Genomic DNA, 16,130 nt, shown 5'->3' with positions numbered 1-16,130 from the left:
TTAGGACTTGGCCGGCGTGTCGCTGTCGGCAGCGCCGTCCTTGCCCATCTTGGTACGCAATTTTGCCAGTTCGGCCTCGATCGTGTCGTTGCTTTCGAGCTGGGCGAACTCGTCGGAGATCGTCCGCGTGCCGAGGTCATAGGCTTCCAGTTCGGCCTCCATGCGGTCGATCTTGCCCTCGTACTGCTCCATGCGCAGCATCGCGTCGGTCATCTTGCGATCGTTGATCGTGGTCTTGACCTTGAGGCGCGACTCGACCGACTGCTGACGCAGCACGATGGTCTTCTGGCGCTGGCGGGCGTCGGCCAGCTTGGCCTTGAGCTTGCCGGTGTCCTCGTCGAGCTTGACGATCTCGTCGTTGACGTGAGTGATTTCCTTCTCCACCGAGGCCAGGTGGTCGGTCAGGCGCTGGCGGGCGCCGAGCGCGCCGCGGGCGAGATCCTCGCGATCCTTGCTCATCGCCAGCTCGGCCTTGCGGCTCCAGTCGGCAATGTCGGCCTCGAGCTGGGCGATCGTGCGCTGCAGCTCCTTCTTGCGGGCCAGAGAGCGCACCGCGGTCGAGCGGACCTCAACCAGGGTGTCTTCCATCTCCTGGATGATGAGGCGAACCATCTTTTCCGGGTCCTCCGCCTTGTCGAGCATGGCGTGGATGTTGGAATTGATGACATCGCTGAGTCGGGAAAAGATGCCCATGGCTGTTGATCCTCTATCGATACTTAAACTTTAACGGCTGTTGCGGGACGCTTGAGGGCGCTTAGCCCTTGACCGAGTTTTCGGCGGTTTCCGTCGCAAGCTTGGCTTCCGGCGTCGGCAGCAGCGGCTTGAGCGCCTGCTCGATGGTCTGGCCGAGTTCGACGCGAATCTGCGTCAGCGCGGCATTGCCCTGGGCGGCGATGACCTGGCCGACGCCGGTGACCACGCGCTGGGTCAGGCTGTCGTCGGCATGCGCCGCGCCCGTGCCCATGAGGGCGGTCAGGACGGCCAGGGTGCTCAGGGTCTTGCGGGTCAGCTTGTTCATGTCGAGGCTCCTTGCTGCGAATTTCGGATGTGCCGTCTATATCGCCAAGCTCGTGCCAAGTCATGCCATCGAGGTTAAGCATTTGAAATTAAATATAAAGATTCGAATAATTGGCGCCCAGGGTGGCCGCATCTGGTGGCCGAAATCTTATGAAGTGGTGGTTTTGACCAAGTAGTAGCAGAATCCTCCAATGAACACGCCCGACACCGCGGATCCGATACTCGGCCAGGCCGATAACTTCCTCGCCACCCTCGAACGCGTGTCCCGCGTGGCGCCGCTGGCCAAGCCGGTACTCATCATCGGTGAGCGCGGTTCCGGCAAGGAGCTGATCGCCGCGCGCCTGCACTATCTGTCGGAGCGCTGGGCCAAACCCTTCGTCAAGTTCAATTGCGCAGCGCTCAATGAAGAGCTGCTCGAATCCGAACTGTTCGGTCATGTGGCCGGCGCCTATACCGGCGCGGCGCGCGCACGCGTCGGCCGTTTCGAACTGGCCAGCGGCGGCACGATCTTCATCGACGAACTCGCCTCGATGTCGACGCGCCTGCAGGAGAAGCTGCTGCGCGTCGTCGAGTACGGCGAGTTCGAGCGCGTCGGTTCCAGCGAGACGCTGAAGGTCGACGTGCGCTTCGTCGGTGCCGCCAACGTCGACCTGCCGGCGCAGGCGCGGGCCGGCAAGTTCCGTGAGGACTTGCTCGACCGCCTGTCGTTCGACGTCATCACCGTGCCGCCGCTGCGCGAACGCCAGGAAGACATCCTGCTGCTTGCGCAGAAGTTCGCCGAGGGCATGGCGCGCGAGCTGGATCGCGAATACTTCGCCGGCTTCTCGCCGGCCGCAGAGCGCGCACTGCTCGGTTACGCCTGGCCCGGCAACGTGCGCGAGCTGCGCAATGTCGTCGAACGCTCGGTCTATCGTCTGGATCACGCCCGGCAGGTCATCGAGCGTGTCGACTTCGATCCCTTCGCTTCGCCGTACCGACCGCAGGCCAGCGCGGACAGCGCGACGATCTCCGCCGCGGTCAGTGCCGCCGCGCCGGCGCCCCAGCCGGCGTCATTGCCGGCGGCAGCCGCGGCCAGCGCCGCGGGCTTCATGTCACCGAATCTGCCGCTGAATCTGGAACGCACGGTGGCCGAGTTCGAGATCGAGCTGCTCAATCGCGCGCTGTCGGAAGCCCGCTTCAACCAGAAACGCGCCGCCGAGCTGCTGGAGCTGAGCTACCACCAGTTCCGCGGTCTCCTACGAAAGTACAAGTTGCTGCCGAACAGCCCAGGCGAGTAGGGTGTTTCGAATAAGGTCTGGCCGGTAGGGGTGCCGGCAGTACACAACGAGTGGGGGCTCGAGGTGAACAAGGCAACGGTCGATTCGAACGATGGCCCGCTGTTTCTGGCCAATCAGTCATTCAGTCTCTATCTCGACCTGCTGCGCTGGGGCGCCGCATTCCTCGTGCTGCTGCAGCACGCCCGCTGGCGAATGTTTGCGCCGTTCGCGGAAGTCACCGACAAAGATCCGGTCAGCTACGCGCTGTATCTCGTCAGCGGTTTTGGCCACGAAGCGGTGGTGGTCTTCTTCGTGCTGAGCGGCTATCTGGTCGGCGCGAGGGCCTGGACGAATGCGCGGAGCGGGAACTTCGAGTTCGGCCGTTATCTGGTGGATCGCGTGACGCGTCTGCATGTCGTCGCGATTCCGGCGATCCTGGTCGGCATCGGACTGGACCGCATCGGCTACCTGCAGGGCGCCGCCATTTTCTACAGCGACGAAGTCATGCAGCAGACAACGGCGGACGTCGTCGCCTGCAATATCGGCATGCTCCAGGGCTTCGCATGCGCGGTTGTTGGTTCGAATGCGCCGCTCTGGAGTCTGGCCTTCGAGTTCTGGTTCTACATCGTCTGCGGGTTTCTATGCCTGGGCTTCGGATGCAGAACGAACTTCGGCCGAATGATCTGCCTGTTGTCCGCAGTGGCGATCTGCGTCTACCTGGGCGCTCTGTTCCTGTTCGGCCTCACGATCTGGTTCGCGGGTCTGGCGGCCGGTGTGCTGTCGTTCAAGCGGAATAACCTGCTGCTGGGTATCGCGGTCGGCTTGCTGGTTCTCGGTTTGCTCATGGGCAGACTCAGCATGGAGTCCAACTTCGCCGCTTCCGATATTCCTCTGAGTCTGGGCCTTGCGATGCTGCTGCACCAGATGAAAGGCCGGCAGCTGGCTTTCCCCGCGATTTTCGCAAGGCCGGTGCGCGTCATGGCCGATCACTCATACACGCTCTACGCGATTCACTATCCGGTTCTGCTGCTGACGCTGACGTTCGCCTTCGATGCCGCGCAGGGTGTGAATCAGTCCCTGTACCTGCAGCCGACGCATTGGCATGTCGCGCTGTTCCTGGCGGTCGTGCTGATGGTCATGGCATCTGCCTATCTGTTTTCCCTGGTCACGGAAAAGCAGACCGCAAAGCTGCGGCGGGCCGGGCGCGCCTTGTTGCGTCGGGATGATCGGCGCACGGCAGGTCGCGTGACCTAAACGCTCTCCTGATTCGCCGCTGCCTGTGCGTCCAGCTCGGCGGCATGCCGCTCGGGCGAGCCGGTGCGACGGCAGAGCAGGCCGTAGAAGGCCGGCACGACGTACAGCGTCAGCACGGTCGAGAACGCGACGCCGAAGAAGATCACGACGCCGAGAATCTGCCGTGCTTCCGAACCGGCGCCGCCGGTCAGGATCAGCGGCAGCGCGCCGGTGATCGTGGCCACCGACGTCATCAGGATCGGCCGCAGGCGGATGCGGCCGGCTTCGACCAACGCGGTGTCGAAATCCTTGCCGGCATCGCGCAGCTGGTTGGCGAACTCGACGATCAGGATGCCGTTCTTCGCGGCGAGGCCGATCAGCATGACGATGCCGATCTGCGAATAGATGTTGAGCGTCATGCCCAGCGACCACAGCGCGGCGAGGGCGCCGAAGATCGCCAGCGGCACGGTCGTCATGATCACCAGCGGATGGACGAAACTTTCGAACTGCGCGGCGAGCGCGAGGAAGACGATCAGCAGCGCCATGCCGAAGGTCAGCAGCACGGCCGAGCTGGCGTCGCGGAACTCGCGCGACTCGCCGCGATAGCCGATCTGCACGGTCTCCGGCAGTTCTTCGCGAATGATGTTTTCCAGATACGCCAGCGCTTCGCCCACCGTATAGCCCGGCGCGAGGCCGGCGCTGATCGTGATCGAGCGCACGCGGTCGAGGCGGTTGTAGGCGGCCGCGGCCGCGCTCTCGCGCTTGATGACGAGATTCGACAGTGGGATCAGCGCGCCGTCGGTTTGGCTGCGCACGTAGATGCCGGACAGTTGATCCGGCGAGCGGCGCTCGCTTTCCGGCGACTGGATGATGACGTCGTACTCCTCGCCGTCGCGTTCGAAGCGGGTTACCCGGCGCCCGCCCATAAACGACTCCAGCGCAACCGCGACGCTGGCGACCGACACGCCGAGATCGCCGGCGCGCTTGAGGTCGACTTCCAGTTCGATCTGCGGCTTGGTTTCCTTGTAGTCGGAATCCAGGCGCTGTAGCTTCGGGTTCTCCTTGGCGCGTGCGAGTACGCGATCGCGCCATTCGGCCAGCGTCGCGTAATCGCCGCCGCCGCCGATCGCGATCTGCACCGGCTGGCCGGGGCCGCCGGTATTGAAGCCTGCACGCTGCAGGATAGCGGTGCTGACGCCGGGCAGATGCTTCAGGCCTTCCGTGTAGTCCTGCGAGATATCCATGGAGCTGCGCTGGCGATCGGCCCAGTCCTCGAGGCTCACGGTGAAGCGCGCGCTGTTGACCTCTTCGGTGCCGCCGCCGTCGGGAATGCGCGCCAGCACGCGGGCGACTTCGCCCTTGCCGAGCTGCTTCAGCAGTTCTTCCTCGACCTGGTTCACATAGGCCTGCGTGTAGGCGAGGCTCGCGCCCTCCGGCGCGTTGATGCGGATGAAGAAGCCGCCACGATCCTCGACCGGTGTGAATTCCTGCGGGATCGATTGCATCAGCGCCACGGTGCCGACAGACAGCACCACGAGTGCGGCGACCGGTGCCCAGATGATCCGCAGCGTACGGCGCAGCGTGGATTCATAAAGCGCCGCGATGCGCTCGAAGGCCCGGTCGGTCCAGCTGGAGCTGGCGCCATGCTGTTGGTCGCCGTGACGGCGCAGCAGGATCGACGACAGCACCGGCGACAGGGTCAGCGCGACGATCATCGAGCAGATGACCGCACCGGCCAGCGCCACAGCGAACTCGCGGAACAGTCGCCCGATGTTGCCTTGCAGGAAGCCGACCGGAATGAAGACGGCGCACAGCACGACGGTGGTCGCGACGACCGCGAAGCCGACTTCGCGGGTGCCGCGGAAAGCGGCCAGCAAGGGCGGCTCGCCGAGTTCGAGGCGGCGGTGAATGTTCTCGACGACGACGATGGCGTCGTCGACGACCAGGCCGATTGCCAGCACCAGCGCCAGCAGCGTCAGGATGTTGATCGAGAAATCGAACAGGTACAGGAACAGGAAGCTGGCGATCAGCGAGATCGGCACCGTCACCGCCGGGATCAGCGTCGCGCGGATGTTGCCGAGGAACAGGTACAGCACGACGATCACCGCCAGTGCCGAGATCACCAGCGTGCGGATCACTTCCTCCAGCGATGCCGAGATGAAATCGGACGAGTCGTAGTTCATCTGCAGCTTCATGCCTTCCGGCAGGGTCGGTTGCAGATGCGCCATCGTTTCCTTGGCCGCTTCGGCAACTTCCAGCGTATTGGCGTTGGAGGTCTTGATGACGCCGACACCCAGCGAGTTGGCGCCGTTGGCCTTGAACAGGCCACGCAGGTTTTCCGAGCCCAGCTCGACTCGCGCGACGTCGATCAGGCGGATCGGAAAACCATCGGCGCCGCGGGCGACGATCAGCTGCTCGAAATCCGCCGCGGTGCGGAAGGGTCGCGTCGTGCGCAGGGTGAATTCGCGCTCGGTCGACTCGACGCGTCCTGCCGGCCGTTCGATGTTCTGTTCGCGCAGGGCAGTCTCGACGTCTTCGGCGCCAAGGCCGCGCGCCGCCAGCCGGTCCTGGTCCAGCCAGATCCGCATCGCATAGCTCTGGGCGCCGCCGAGGCGGACCTCCGATACGCCGTTGAGGGTCGTGAAGCGATCCGACAGGAAGCGTTCCGCGTAGTCGGTCAGCTCCAGCGTATTCATCCGGTCGCTGGTCAGCACCATCCACAGGATCGGGCTGGCGTCGCTGTCGGCCTTGACGACTTCAGGCGGCTCGGCCTGGTCCGGCAGATCGTTGAGCACGCGTGACACGCGATCACGGATGTCGTTGGCGGCATCGTCGATCGAGCGCGACAGCGTGAATTCGATCGTGATGCGCGATTCGCCGTCACGCGAGGCCGACGAGATCGAGCGGACGCCCTCGATGCCGGAGATCTGGTCCTCGATGATCTGCGTGATCTGGCTTTCGATGATCTGTGCCGATGCGCCCGGATAATTGGTGCGCACCGAAACGACCGGCGGATCGATGTCCGGATATTCGCGCACCGAGGTGTTGGCGAGGCCGAAAGCGCCGAAGATCACCAGCAGCAGGTTGATGACCGTGGCCAGCACAGGACGTTTGACGGAGGTGTCTGACAACCACACGGGCAGGTCTCGGTGTCGAGCGGAGGGCCGATGATAGGTGTTTTGCGGGGCATTTCGTGTAGTCCCTTGCAGACGTTAAGCTGCCCCCATCCGTAGCCCCCACCGGCAGCAGCAATGAGCGTCAGCGATCTCCAGCGGTTGTCCTTCGGTCATCGTGGCCTGCGCCTGTCGTATCTCGACTCCGCGCCCGGCGATGCGCAGCGGCCGGTCGTCGTGCTGCTGCATGGTTTTCCCGACGAGGCGCTGATGTGGCAGCGCCAGATAGCGGCACTGCATGCCGAAGGCTTCCGGGTACTGGCACCGGACACGGTCGGCTGCGGTCAGTCGGACATGGCGCCGCGGCGGAAGGACTACGACGCGCAGACCGTCGCTGCAGACTTCATCGCGTTGCTCGATCATCTCGGCATCGAGCGCGCGCAGTTCGTCGGTCATGACTGGGGCGCCGTGCTCGCCTGGTATGTCGCCATCTATTTCCCGCAGCGCGTGCGCAAGCTGGTCGTGCTGTCGGTCGGGCACCCGACCAGCTACGGACGTGCGGGCTTCAGGCAGAAACTGCTCGGCTGGTACACGCTGTATTTCCAGCTCGTCGGCATTGCCGAGTGGCTATTGATGCGTCGCGGACCGCTGGGGCTGCGTTTCTGGCTGCGCTCGCATCCGCACATCGACGCCATCATCGAGCGCATGCGCGCGCCGGGTCGGCTGACTGCGGCAATCCGCCTGTATCGGGCGAACCTGGCCTCGATCCTGTTCAAGGTTCATCCGGACGTCACGGTGCCGACGCTCGGCGTCTGGAGTGAGCACGACAACTTCCTGACCGAAGATCAGATGACGTCATCAGCGCGGCGCGTCCGCAGTGGCTGGCAGTACCAGCGTCTCAGCGGCGGCCACTGGATGTCGCTCGAACAGCCGGCGCGGATCAACCAGATCCTGCTCGATTACCTCGAACTCTGACTCGGGAACCTCTGCCTTACGGCGGCAGGCACAGCGCCGGCAGGCGATTCTCTTCCAATGCCGCGAGCACTTCGTTGACGTACAGGCCAGGGTCGTAGTTCGGCACGCTCAGGCCGGGGCTGGCGCCGGTCTTGACGAGGTTCCAGCAGGGCTGCGAGATCTGCAGCTTCGTTGCGGTCGCGGCCAGTGTGCCGACCAGGAAGCGCTGTTCGCCGAAGTTTTCCTGCAGGAACGATCGCAGTGGCTCGGCCTGTTCCGCGCGTGCATCCCACAGCGGGCGCGGCACTTCGACCGCGCCGCGATAGACGTGCGGCTGCGCCGTCAGTCCGCGCGCACGGCGTTCCTGGCGCAGGCCGTCGGTGCTGTGCAGGATCAGCTCGGTGGCGGCGCCATCGCCGATCTGCAGGCGCAGCGTCGCCGGTGAGCAATAGGGATTGAAGTCCATGACTTCGGCGGCGTAGCCGGCGATCGTGCCGCTGTAGCTGCTGTCCTCAGGTGCGTAGTGCGTCGCGCCCGGCCAGGGCAGCAGGCTGCCGCGCAGCGCTTCATCGGTCGCGACGAAGCGCCAGCGCGCATCGGCCAGATCTTTTTCCCAGTAGCCGCTGCGACCGGCGCCGTCGAGGCCTTCGACGCGCATCAGGCGATGCCGTGTGTCGTTGCCGAGCTGGCGCAGGCTGATGCGCTGCGTGGCCTTGCCGGGAATGCGCGCGTGATGAATCCACTCCGGTGCCGGCAGTTGCAGCAGCGGCTCGGCGACATCGTCCTGATCCTGCCAGGAGTAGTCGAAGAACAGGCTGTTGCCGCCGGACACATCGAATTCGTAAAGCCGCGTGTAGACCTCGCCAGTGCGGCTGATGGCCATCACCGTCGAGCCGCTGCCGGACAGGCCGGCAAGCGCGACCGTGCCGCGCTCCGGGCCGCAGACCTCGCGGCTCTCGTCGCTCGGCAGCCAGGGGTCCATGTAGGTGATGCGCAGGCCGTCGCCGCGCAGCGCGTAGACGGTGAGGATGCCGTAGATGTCCTGCTCCCGGCCGCCGCCGTCGATGTAGATCTTGTCCTCGCCGCTGTAATGCGAGGTCGCCCAGTGCTCGACGTCGGCCGGCAGCTGCTCGCCGAGATCGGTCCAGAAATAGGCGCCCCAGCGCCGCGTCCAGCCCAGATTGAGCGGACCGTAAGGGACGGTGTCGAGCGTGTAGATCCAGCGATCCCGGTCCAACGCGAGGATCACCGTGCCGTCGACCGAGACGGCGCTGACGCGGTTGTTCAGACAGCCCGGTTGCAGCAGCGCGCGCCAGGGCTCGTCGATGCCGGTCAGCTCGCGGTTGGCCTTGATGTAGATGTTGCCGTCGCGCACCGCGTAGTAGTGCGTGTCGTTGTAGCTCTCCCGCGTGTCGCGCAGGTGGACGATGTCCGGCAGCGTCGCGGCAATCTCCGGACTGGCCGGCGCGCCGCCGGTGATCGCGGTCTCCAGGCCCAGGCCGAGGTCGGGCAGGGTCTGCAGCTGGCCGGTCGTGCCGAGGTAGTCGGCGACGCACAGCGGGCTGGGGATCGTCCGCAGCGCGGTTGGCACCGCCGGGTCGGCCGCGGGCCGTGGCGCCATTTCGGTCGGTTCCGGGCCGGTGCCGGCGGGCTGGCTGTCGCTGCAGGCGCTCAGGCTCAGCACCGCCAGCAGCAGGCTGAGACAGGCGGGCAGGGTGTTCAGTCGGTGCTTCATGGGCGCTGGCGGCGGGTATCGATCGGTCGGCGGTTCTTGTCCGGCGGCTGCCGGAAATTGTCCCTGCGCGAAATGTCCAAGCAGCGGCATGGGCTGTTGGGACCGCGGCACCGGCCGCTCGCTAGGATGATTCCAGGCTACCGGCATGCCGTTGTTCTCTCGCGGCGCGGAGTGGCCACTATAGCTTCCAGCGGGAGAGCGTGATGGAAACCCTGTTCATCTTCGACGAGCGCAATTTTCAGGATTGCAGCAACGGCTATCGCGGGCCGCGCAACCGCGAGTACTACTCCGGCGATTACTCGATCGAGCCGGGCTCGGCAGGATCGGTGATCGATGTGCGTGCCGACCGCAAGGCGATCGGCGCCGCCTCGATTATTCGCCTGCGCTCACGCTCGCGCCAGCATTTCCGTCGCTCGCTCGCGCATATCCGCGAAGACGCGACCGACGTCGCGACGCTGTGCTTCGTCAGGCACGGCCGCGTGCAGTTGTCGCACCAGCGTGGCGAAAGCGTTGCCGAGGCCGGCGATTTCATCGTCACGCATTCGATGACGCCTTTCACCGTCGACTGCGAAACCGGCAAGAACGGCCTGCTCGAACTGCTGCACCTGACGGTGCCGATGCACCTGCTGCGCCGGATCGTCTGCCACGATGTCGTCACCGGCTTCTGCGTGCCGGCCCAGGGCCGCAACTTCGCGATTGCCGAGCGCATCCTCGCCGATCTGTTCGACGATCCGGGCGAGATCAAGCCGCAGCTGCAGCAGATGCTGGTCGACACCGCGCTGAGCGTGCTCGGCGAGGCGATCAAGGATCACGCCGCCTGCGTGCCGCAGCGCCAGAGCCTGGCCGAAAAGCGTCTGCAGGACGTGCTGCGCTACATCGAGACGCATCTGTCCGACCCCAAGCTCAGCATCGCGACGGTCGCGAAGGCCTGCGGCATCTCGTCGCGTTACCTGTTCCTGCTGCTCAAGCTGCGCGGCACGCTGTTCTCGCAGCTGATCTGGGACAAGCGCCTGCAGCTCGCGGCGCAATGGCTGTCGACCTCGAAGACCGGCGATGCCGCGATCAGCGAGATCGCCTACCGCGTCGGCTTCAAGAGCCCGGCGCATTTCAGCCGCATGTTCAAGCGTGAGTTCAAGCTCAGTCCGCGCCAGTATCGGGCGAGCGGGATCTCGCCGGTCCAGGCGGATGCGGTGCTGGTGGACGGTGGCCAGTCGCGCCACTAGCGGCTAACGACACACCCGGTTCTCGACAGGAACTCAGGCATGGACGCGAACGCAACGACGAACTGGCCCGACAGCTGGAAGCTGCTGGAACACGGCATCCGCACGGGCCGCTACACCGATCCGGCGTTTGCGCGTCTCGAGTTCGAGAAGCTCTGGAGCCGGGTCTGGCAGGCGGCGGCGCGGGTCGACGAAGTCGCTGAAGTCGGCGACTACACGACCTACGACATCGGCGACCAGTCGGTGATCATCACGCGCGCCGACGCCGACACGATCAAGGTCTACCACAACGCCTGCCCGCACCGCGGCACCGCGCTGTCCGGCGGCGGCTGCGGCCACTTCAAGAACGGCAAGATCATCTGCCCGTTCCACGGCTGGCGCTGGAACCTGCAGGGCCAGAACGAGTTCGTGCTGGAGCGCGGCGAGTTCCGCAACGGCCAGCTGCGCGACAGCGACGTCGCGCTGCGCGAAGTCCATCACGTCCTCTTCGCCGGCTTCATCTTCATCAACTTCGACAAGCACCCGCAGCCCTTCGACGAATTCATCGCGCCGGTGCGCGAACTGCTCGAGGGCCTGGCGATCGGCGACATGCGCCACTACTGGTGGAAAGCCCTGCCGGTCGCCGCCAACTGGAAAGTCGCCCAGGAAGCCTTCTTCGAGGGCTACCACGTCCCGGCGACGCACCCGCAGCTCGAACCGGACTCCGCCGAGATCGTCTGGAACGGCACACCGAATGCCGAGGCGGAAGCCAACTTCGCGCATCGCAACGTGATGACGGAGAATTTCCAGTACGGCCACGGCCGCTTCTACGCCGGCAAGAAGACCGCCATGCAGGGCCACTCGCGCCTGGCGGGCGACCCGGTCGACATGATGGCGGACCGCCTGAACCTGCTCGTCACCGGCATGGACGCGATGGTCTTGAAGGAAGACGTCGAGATCGTCCGCTCGCTGAAAGGAAAACCCATTCCCGAAGGCTCCAGCCTGGGCGGCGAGTACGTCAAGGCGCTGTACACGACGGCGGCGATGCAGAAGCGCCCGATGCCCAAACCCGTCCCGGAAATCCTCGGCATGTGGGGCGGCGAAGTCTTCGTGTTCCCGAACCTGCTGATCCTGCCGCAGGCCGGCAACGCGATGATCTACCGCATCCGCCCCGACGGCTTCGATCCCGACAAGTGCATCTTCGAGATCCTGTCGACCAAGACCTATCCGGCGGCGGAGAAGCCGCCCAAGCCGCAGGTGCAGCAGATCAGCGACATCAACGATCCGGAGCAGGTGCTGCTGATCCCGCGCCAGGACTTCCACAACATCCCGCGCATGCAGAAGGGCCTGCATTCGAAGGGCTGCAAGCAGATCTGGCTGGCCGAGAACCAGGAAAAGATGATCCTCAACATGCATCGAGAACTCGATCGGTTTCTCGGTGCACCCTCTGCTGCGGCTTAGGCTGCTGCGCGCAGCTTCAGTTCGCGCCGAAACCCCTGCGGCGTCGCTCCGGTCCAGCGCTTGAACGCGCGGCCGAAACTGGACTGCTCCGAGTAGCCGAGCACGGCGGCAAGATCGTCGATCGTCAGCTCGCCCTGCTCGAGATAATTCTTCGCCAGCTCGATACGCTGGCGTTCGAGAATGTCGGAGAAGCGCAGGCCTTTGGAGCTCAGGCTCGACTGCAGCGTGCGCACCGGAATGCCGAGCTTCTTCGCGCAATGCTCGATCGAGCACTGACCGGACGACAGCGCGCCGCGCACATAATCCTCGACGCGCTCGACGGTGCTGCGCCGCGACGCGGTCCGTACGCGCTCCAGATAGCCGCCGAGCAGCTTGAACAACAGGCGGTTGGCACTCGGCACCGATTGATCCAGCACGGCGGCCGGGAAGGCGATGACATTCGATTTCGTGCGGCCCTGGAATGCGCAACCGTAACGGCGCGCGACGTCGTCGCTGTCGCTCTGGCGCGTATCGACGGTCAGCTTGATGTAGCTGGGCGTGAAGGCGCGTCCGCCGATCTGGCGCAGCAGTTTCATGTTCATCAGCGCGCCCTTGTGCTGGGCTTGATCGGCCTGGCCGATGTCGGTACGGATGTTCCAGCGCAGCTCGGCGATCTCGCGGCCTTCGACCAGTTCCAGCTCGACGAGCGGGCAGTGCACGACCGGAATGAAATCGACGAAGCAGTTCAGCGCTTCGCGCACGCTGGCGGCGGAGCGGCACAGCGTCGCGACGGCGCCGAACACATCGGGTTCCTGGTACTGGGCGAGACGCAGGCCGAACAGCGGGTCCTTGAACGAGCGGCTGCAGTCTTCGAGCATCTCAACGACGGCGCGGCTGTCGATGTAGGCATCCGGATCGCGCAATGCGCGGGCGTCGATGCTGTGCCGGTCGAGCATGCCGCGCGGCTCACCGCCGAGTTCGCGCACCAGTTCGCCGAAGCCGTTGAGATTGGCGGCGCGAAGCTGCCGTTCGACCGGCATCGAGTCCAATGGACCTTCGAGGCTGTAGAAATGCTCTGCGTTCATCGGTGCTGCTCTCCTCGTGCCTGGCTCGCGTGCATCGCTGGCTTGGCGTGCTGCGGACGCTACGGCGTCTGCAATGCGTGTTTCGCGGCGACGTAGGCCCACGTGAAGGCGGGGCCGATGCTGCCACCGGCGCCGGGCTCGACACCGCCCATCACGGAGGCGGTCGAGGTGCCGGTGGCGTACAAGCCGGCAATCGCCGAGCCGTCCGCGCGCAGCACCCGTGCATGAGGGTCCGTCAGCAGGCCGCCGAAGGTGCCGACATCGCCCGGATACAGCGCGACGGCATAGAACGGACCCTGTTCGATGGTGCCGAGCGTGTTCGAATCGCCGGCCAGCGGATCGCCGACCCATCGGTCATAGGCGCTGTCGCCGCGCTGGAAATCTTCGTCGCGGCCCTTGCGCACCATCTCGTTGTAGCGCGCGACCGTACCTTGCAGTCTCGCGCCATCGATGCCGCAGGACTGCGCGAGGTCGGCGACCGTCGCGCCGCTGCGCAGGAAGTTTTCGTCGGTCCAGGATTTCGGTTTCTTCGGGCCGGGCATCGTGCCGGCGAGCATGTACTTGTTCAGGTACTGGCTGTCGAAGATCATCCAGCTCGGAATCGCCTTGCGCTCGATCATGTGCTCGCTGAACACGGGATGCGCGCTGGACTCGCGGGCGTAGCGCACGCCGCTCTGGTCGACGACGATCGCATGCGGGCGGCAGATGTCGTTCTGCATCGCGGTCTTGACCGCCTTGTCGGCGCTGCCCGGAGTCAGCGCGATCTGCATGCCGATGCGCTCGCTCATCTGCGCCGTCGCCGCGCCGATGCGCTGGCCTTCCCCGATCATCTCGCCGGTATCGCCTTCGCTGCAGCTCGACCAGCTGGCCTGGGTGCCGGGAATGTAGCGATCGAGCATCTGCTGGTTGCGCGCGAAGCCGCCGGCGTTGATCAGCACGCCGAGACCGGCATCGACACGCTGCTCACGACCGTCTTGCCTGACCGTGACCGCGACCACCCGATTGCCTTCGACGATCAGCTGAGTGACCGCTGCGTTGAGCTGGATGTCGACGCCGGCCTTCAGCGCGGCGTGCAGCATTTGTGCCTGCAGTGCTTCGCCGGCGGTGCGCCTTGCGCGGCCGGTGAACTTGTCGGCGATCGCGCGGCCGAGAATGCGCGCGAGGGTCTTCTTGGCCGCGCCGCTGCGTTTGACCTGCGGCAGCTGCATCGCCTCGTCGAGGTTCGCCGGCAGCGGCAGGAAGCCCGGGCGCAGCTTCGCCTTCCAGTCGCCCAGCTGCTTGATGTCGAACAGCTCCGACACGACCGCGCGGCCCGGCACCGAAGCGCCGGGTGCATCGTAGTAGTCCGGCCACGATGGCATGCGCCGTAGGTGAATGCCTTGACTGATCAGAAACTCCAGCATCTGCGGCGCCTGCGCGACATAGGCCTGGCGCCGTTCGCGGCTCGCGCCCGGCATGTCGGCACGCTCGCCGATGACGGCATCGAGATAGGCGTTGGCCTGCTCCGCGCTGTCGGCGATGCCGGCCTCTTTCATGTAGCGGTTGCAGGGAATCCACATCACGCCGCCGGAGTTGGCGGTCGTGCCGCCGACCAGGGCGGTCTTCTCGAGCACGGCGACGCGCTTGCCCGCCGCGCGCATCTGCAGTGCCGCACACATCGAGCCGGCGCCGCTGCCGACAACGACAAAATCGTAGCTCTGCTGCAGCTTGGCTGGGGTGTTCATCGGGCGGCTCGTCCTCTGCTCCGCGGTGCCGGCTCGGTACGCCGGCTGAGGTATATATAAACACCATTGTTGATTTATAGTGCGGGTCCGTCAAGCCGCCAGAACTGAACCGTTGCCCATGAGCCAAGCCACCCTGACGCCCGCCGTCCCCAAGCCCGCCCACGTCGCCGATGCGGTGGTCTACGACTTCGACATGTTTGCCGATCCGGGCCTGCTCGCAGATCCGCACGCCCGCATCCTGGAGCTGCACAAGGTCGCGCCGCCGGTGTTCTGGACGCCGCGCAACGGCGGCCACTGGATGCTCATCAGCCATGAGGCGAACTTCAACGCCTCGCGCGATACCGAGAATTTCTCCAGCCAGTTCATCCCGCCCGAGAAGCTGGCGATGCTCAAGACGATGCTGCCGCCGGGCTCGCCGCACATTCCGATCGCGGTGCCGATCAATCTCGACCCGCCGGATCACACCAAGTACCGCATGCCGTTGAACCGGGTGTTCTCGCCCAAGGCGATCATGGTGCTCAAGGACAGCATCCGCACACTGGCCGGCGAGCTGATCGACCGGATGAAGCCCGACGGTCACGCCGACTTCATTGCCGCGGTGGCCGAGCCGCTGCCGGTGCAGGTGTTCCTCAAGATGCTCGGTCTGCCGCTGTCGCGCTGGGAGGAGTACCGCACGCTGGTGCGCAATCATCTGGCGGCATCCAACCTCGATCCGCGCCGCATGATGCAGAGCATGATGGGCATTGCCGCGAGCATGCGCTCGACGATGCTGGAGCGCCGCGACAATCCGCAGGACGACATCCTCAGCATGCTGTGGAAGGTCGAGGTCGACGGCAAGCCGACCGAGATTGAGGACATGGAGAACTACGGCGTGCTGCTGTTCATCGCCGGCCTCGACACCGTCATGAACGGCATGGGCCATGGCGTGCGGCATCTGGCGCGCGATCCCGAACTGCAGGCGCAGCTGCGCGCGAATCCGGCGCTGGTTGCCGACGCGACCGAGGAGCTGCTGCGCCGCTACACGTTCACCGTGCCGCCGCGCATCATCGGCAAGGACATGGAGTTCATGGGCGCGTCGATGAAGAAGGGCGAAAAGGCAATGCTCTACCTGCCGGCCGCCGATCTCGATGCGAGCGAATACCCGAATCCGGACCAGTTCGACATGAACCGCGAGAACAAGGTCCATATCGCGTTCAACGCCGGACCGCACCGCTGCCTCGGCTCGCACCTCGCGCGCGTCGAGTTGCAAGTGGTGTACGAGGAAATGCTCGCGCGTCTGCCGGCCTTCCGTCTCGATCCGGCGCATCCGCCGAAGTTCCATGGCGGCCACGTCGTCGGCGTCGATACACTGCACCTGCGCTGGGATTGAGTCAC

Annotated in this window: 12 protein-coding genes; 6 read left to right on the top strand and 6 right to left on the bottom strand. The window is 65.3% G+C overall.

Annotation, left to right across the window (positions count from 1 at the left end; all coding sequences use genetic code 11):
• Both pspA and AC3WUF_RS13530 read right to left on the bottom strand, forming a co-directional pair.
• Positions 1-693: a phage shock protein PspA gene (gene pspA, locus AC3WUF_RS13535; protein WP_492426415.1), complete on the bottom strand. Its 693-nt coding sequence runs from the start codon at positions 691-693 to the stop codon at positions 1-3.
• Positions 694-754: 61 nt separating this feature from the next.
• Positions 755-1,018 carry a hypothetical protein gene (locus tag AC3WUF_RS13530; RefSeq protein ID WP_492426413.1) on the bottom strand — a complete coding sequence of 88 codons (264 nt, stop codon included), beginning with the start codon at positions 1,016-1,018 and terminating at the stop codon, positions 755-757.
• 190 nt (positions 1,019-1,208) lie between these two features.
• Between AC3WUF_RS13530 and pspF the strand changes: the two genes are divergently transcribed.
• Both pspF and AC3WUF_RS13520 read left to right on the top strand, forming a co-directional pair.
• Complete coding sequence (gene pspF, locus AC3WUF_RS13525; protein ID WP_492426411.1) at positions 1,209-2,294, top strand: phage shock protein operon transcriptional activator; 1,086 nt, start codon at positions 1,209-1,211, stop codon at positions 2,292-2,294.
• Between the two features lie 63 nt (positions 2,295-2,357).
• The gene (locus AC3WUF_RS13520; RefSeq protein ID WP_492426409.1) at positions 2,358-3,527 is read left to right on the top strand and encodes an acyltransferase family protein; all 1,170 of its coding nucleotides are present in this window, start codon (positions 2,358-2,360) and stop codon (positions 3,525-3,527) included.
• Here the strand turns inward: AC3WUF_RS13520 and AC3WUF_RS13515 are convergent.
• A complete protein-coding gene (locus tag AC3WUF_RS13515) occupies positions 3,524-6,643 on the bottom strand; it encodes an efflux RND transporter permease subunit (RefSeq protein WP_492426407.1) in 3,120 nt (1,039 codons plus the stop codon). The two genes, AC3WUF_RS13520 and AC3WUF_RS13515, sit on opposite strands and share 4 nt — an antisense overlap.
• 114 nt (positions 6,644-6,757) lie before the next feature.
• Between AC3WUF_RS13515 and AC3WUF_RS13510 the strand changes: the two genes are divergently transcribed.
• Positions 6,758-7,594 (top strand): alpha/beta fold hydrolase, encoded by an 837-nt coding sequence (locus AC3WUF_RS13510; protein WP_492426405.1) that lies wholly within the window; start codon positions 6,758-6,760, stop codon positions 7,592-7,594.
• Positions 7,595-7,610: 16 nt separating this feature from the next.
• Here AC3WUF_RS13510 and AC3WUF_RS13505 read toward each other — a convergent pair whose 3' ends face one another.
• Complete coding sequence (locus AC3WUF_RS13505) at positions 7,611-9,308, bottom strand: hypothetical protein (RefSeq protein WP_492426403.1); 1,698 nt, start codon at positions 9,306-9,308, stop codon at positions 7,611-7,613.
• Between the two features lie 203 nt (positions 9,309-9,511).
• On the opposite strand from AC3WUF_RS13505, the gene AC3WUF_RS13500 reads away from it, so the two are divergent.
• Both AC3WUF_RS13500 and AC3WUF_RS13495 read left to right on the top strand, forming a co-directional pair.
• On the top strand, positions 9,512-10,531 hold the full coding sequence (locus tag AC3WUF_RS13500; RefSeq protein WP_492426401.1) for a helix-turn-helix domain-containing protein: 1,020 nt from the start codon (positions 9,512-9,514) through the stop codon (positions 10,529-10,531).
• A 39-nt stretch (positions 10,532-10,570) separates the two neighbouring features.
• The gene (locus AC3WUF_RS13495) at positions 10,571-11,968 is read left to right on the top strand and encodes an aromatic ring-hydroxylating oxygenase subunit alpha (protein WP_492426399.1); all 1,398 of its coding nucleotides are present in this window, start codon (positions 10,571-10,573) and stop codon (positions 11,966-11,968) included.
• Here the strand turns inward: AC3WUF_RS13495 and AC3WUF_RS13490 are convergent.
• The gene (locus AC3WUF_RS13490) at positions 11,965-13,032 is read right to left on the bottom strand and encodes an AraC family transcriptional regulator (protein ID WP_492426397.1); all 1,068 of its coding nucleotides are present in this window, start codon (positions 13,030-13,032) and stop codon (positions 11,965-11,967) included. The two genes, AC3WUF_RS13495 and AC3WUF_RS13490, sit on opposite strands and share 4 nt — an antisense overlap.
• A 59-nt stretch (positions 13,033-13,091) precedes the next feature.
• Positions 13,092-14,756 carry an FAD-dependent oxidoreductase gene (locus AC3WUF_RS13485; protein WP_492426395.1) on the bottom strand — a complete coding sequence of 555 codons (1,665 nt, stop codon included), beginning with the start codon at positions 14,754-14,756 and terminating at the stop codon, positions 13,092-13,094.
• Between the two features lie 118 nt (positions 14,757-14,874).
• Here AC3WUF_RS13485 and AC3WUF_RS13480 point away from each other — a divergent pair, with 118 nt between their 5' ends.
• On the top strand, positions 14,875-16,125 hold the full coding sequence (locus AC3WUF_RS13480) for a cytochrome P450 (protein ID WP_492426393.1): 1,251 nt from the start codon (positions 14,875-14,877) through the stop codon (positions 16,123-16,125).
• Positions 16,126-16,130 lie beyond the last annotated feature (5 nt).

The sequence above is a fragment of the Fontimonas sp. FW305-C-3 genome (genome assembly GCF_058783185.1).
The sequence above is the reverse complement of the archived record's forward strand: the minus strand, read 5'-3'. Positions and strand labels throughout refer to the sequence as shown.

Bases quoted from the DNA above. Each gene is read 5' to 3' on its own strand.
- pspA (WP_492426415.1), bottom strand. From the start codon at position 693: ATGGGCATCTTTTCCCGACTCAGCGATGTCATCAATTCCAACATCCAC.
- AC3WUF_RS13530 (WP_492426413.1), bottom strand. From the start codon at position 1,018: ATGAACAAGCTGACCCGCAAGACCCTGAGCACCCTGGCCGTCCTGACC.
- pspF (WP_492426411.1), top strand. From the start codon at position 1,209: ATGAACACGCCCGACACCGCGGATCCGATACTCGGCCAGGCCGATAAC.
- AC3WUF_RS13510 (WP_492426405.1), top strand. From the start codon at position 6,758: ATGAGCGTCAGCGATCTCCAGCGGTTGTCCTTCGGTCATCGTGGCCTG.
- AC3WUF_RS13505 (WP_492426403.1), bottom strand. From the start codon at position 9,308: ATGAAGCACCGACTGAACACCCTGCCCGCCTGTCTCAGCCTGCTGCTG.
- AC3WUF_RS13500 (WP_492426401.1), top strand. From the start codon at position 9,512: ATGGAAACCCTGTTCATCTTCGACGAGCGCAATTTTCAGGATTGCAGC.
- AC3WUF_RS13495 (WP_492426399.1), top strand. From the start codon at position 10,571: ATGGACGCGAACGCAACGACGAACTGGCCCGACAGCTGGAAGCTGCTG.
- AC3WUF_RS13490 (WP_492426397.1), bottom strand. From the start codon at position 13,032: ATGAACGCAGAGCATTTCTACAGCCTCGAAGGTCCATTGGACTCGATG.
- AC3WUF_RS13485 (WP_492426395.1), bottom strand. From the start codon at position 14,756: ATGAACACCCCAGCCAAGCTGCAGCAGAGCTACGATTTTGTCGTTGTC.
- AC3WUF_RS13480 (WP_492426393.1), top strand. From the start codon at position 14,875: ATGAGCCAAGCCACCCTGACGCCCGCCGTCCCCAAGCCCGCCCACGTC.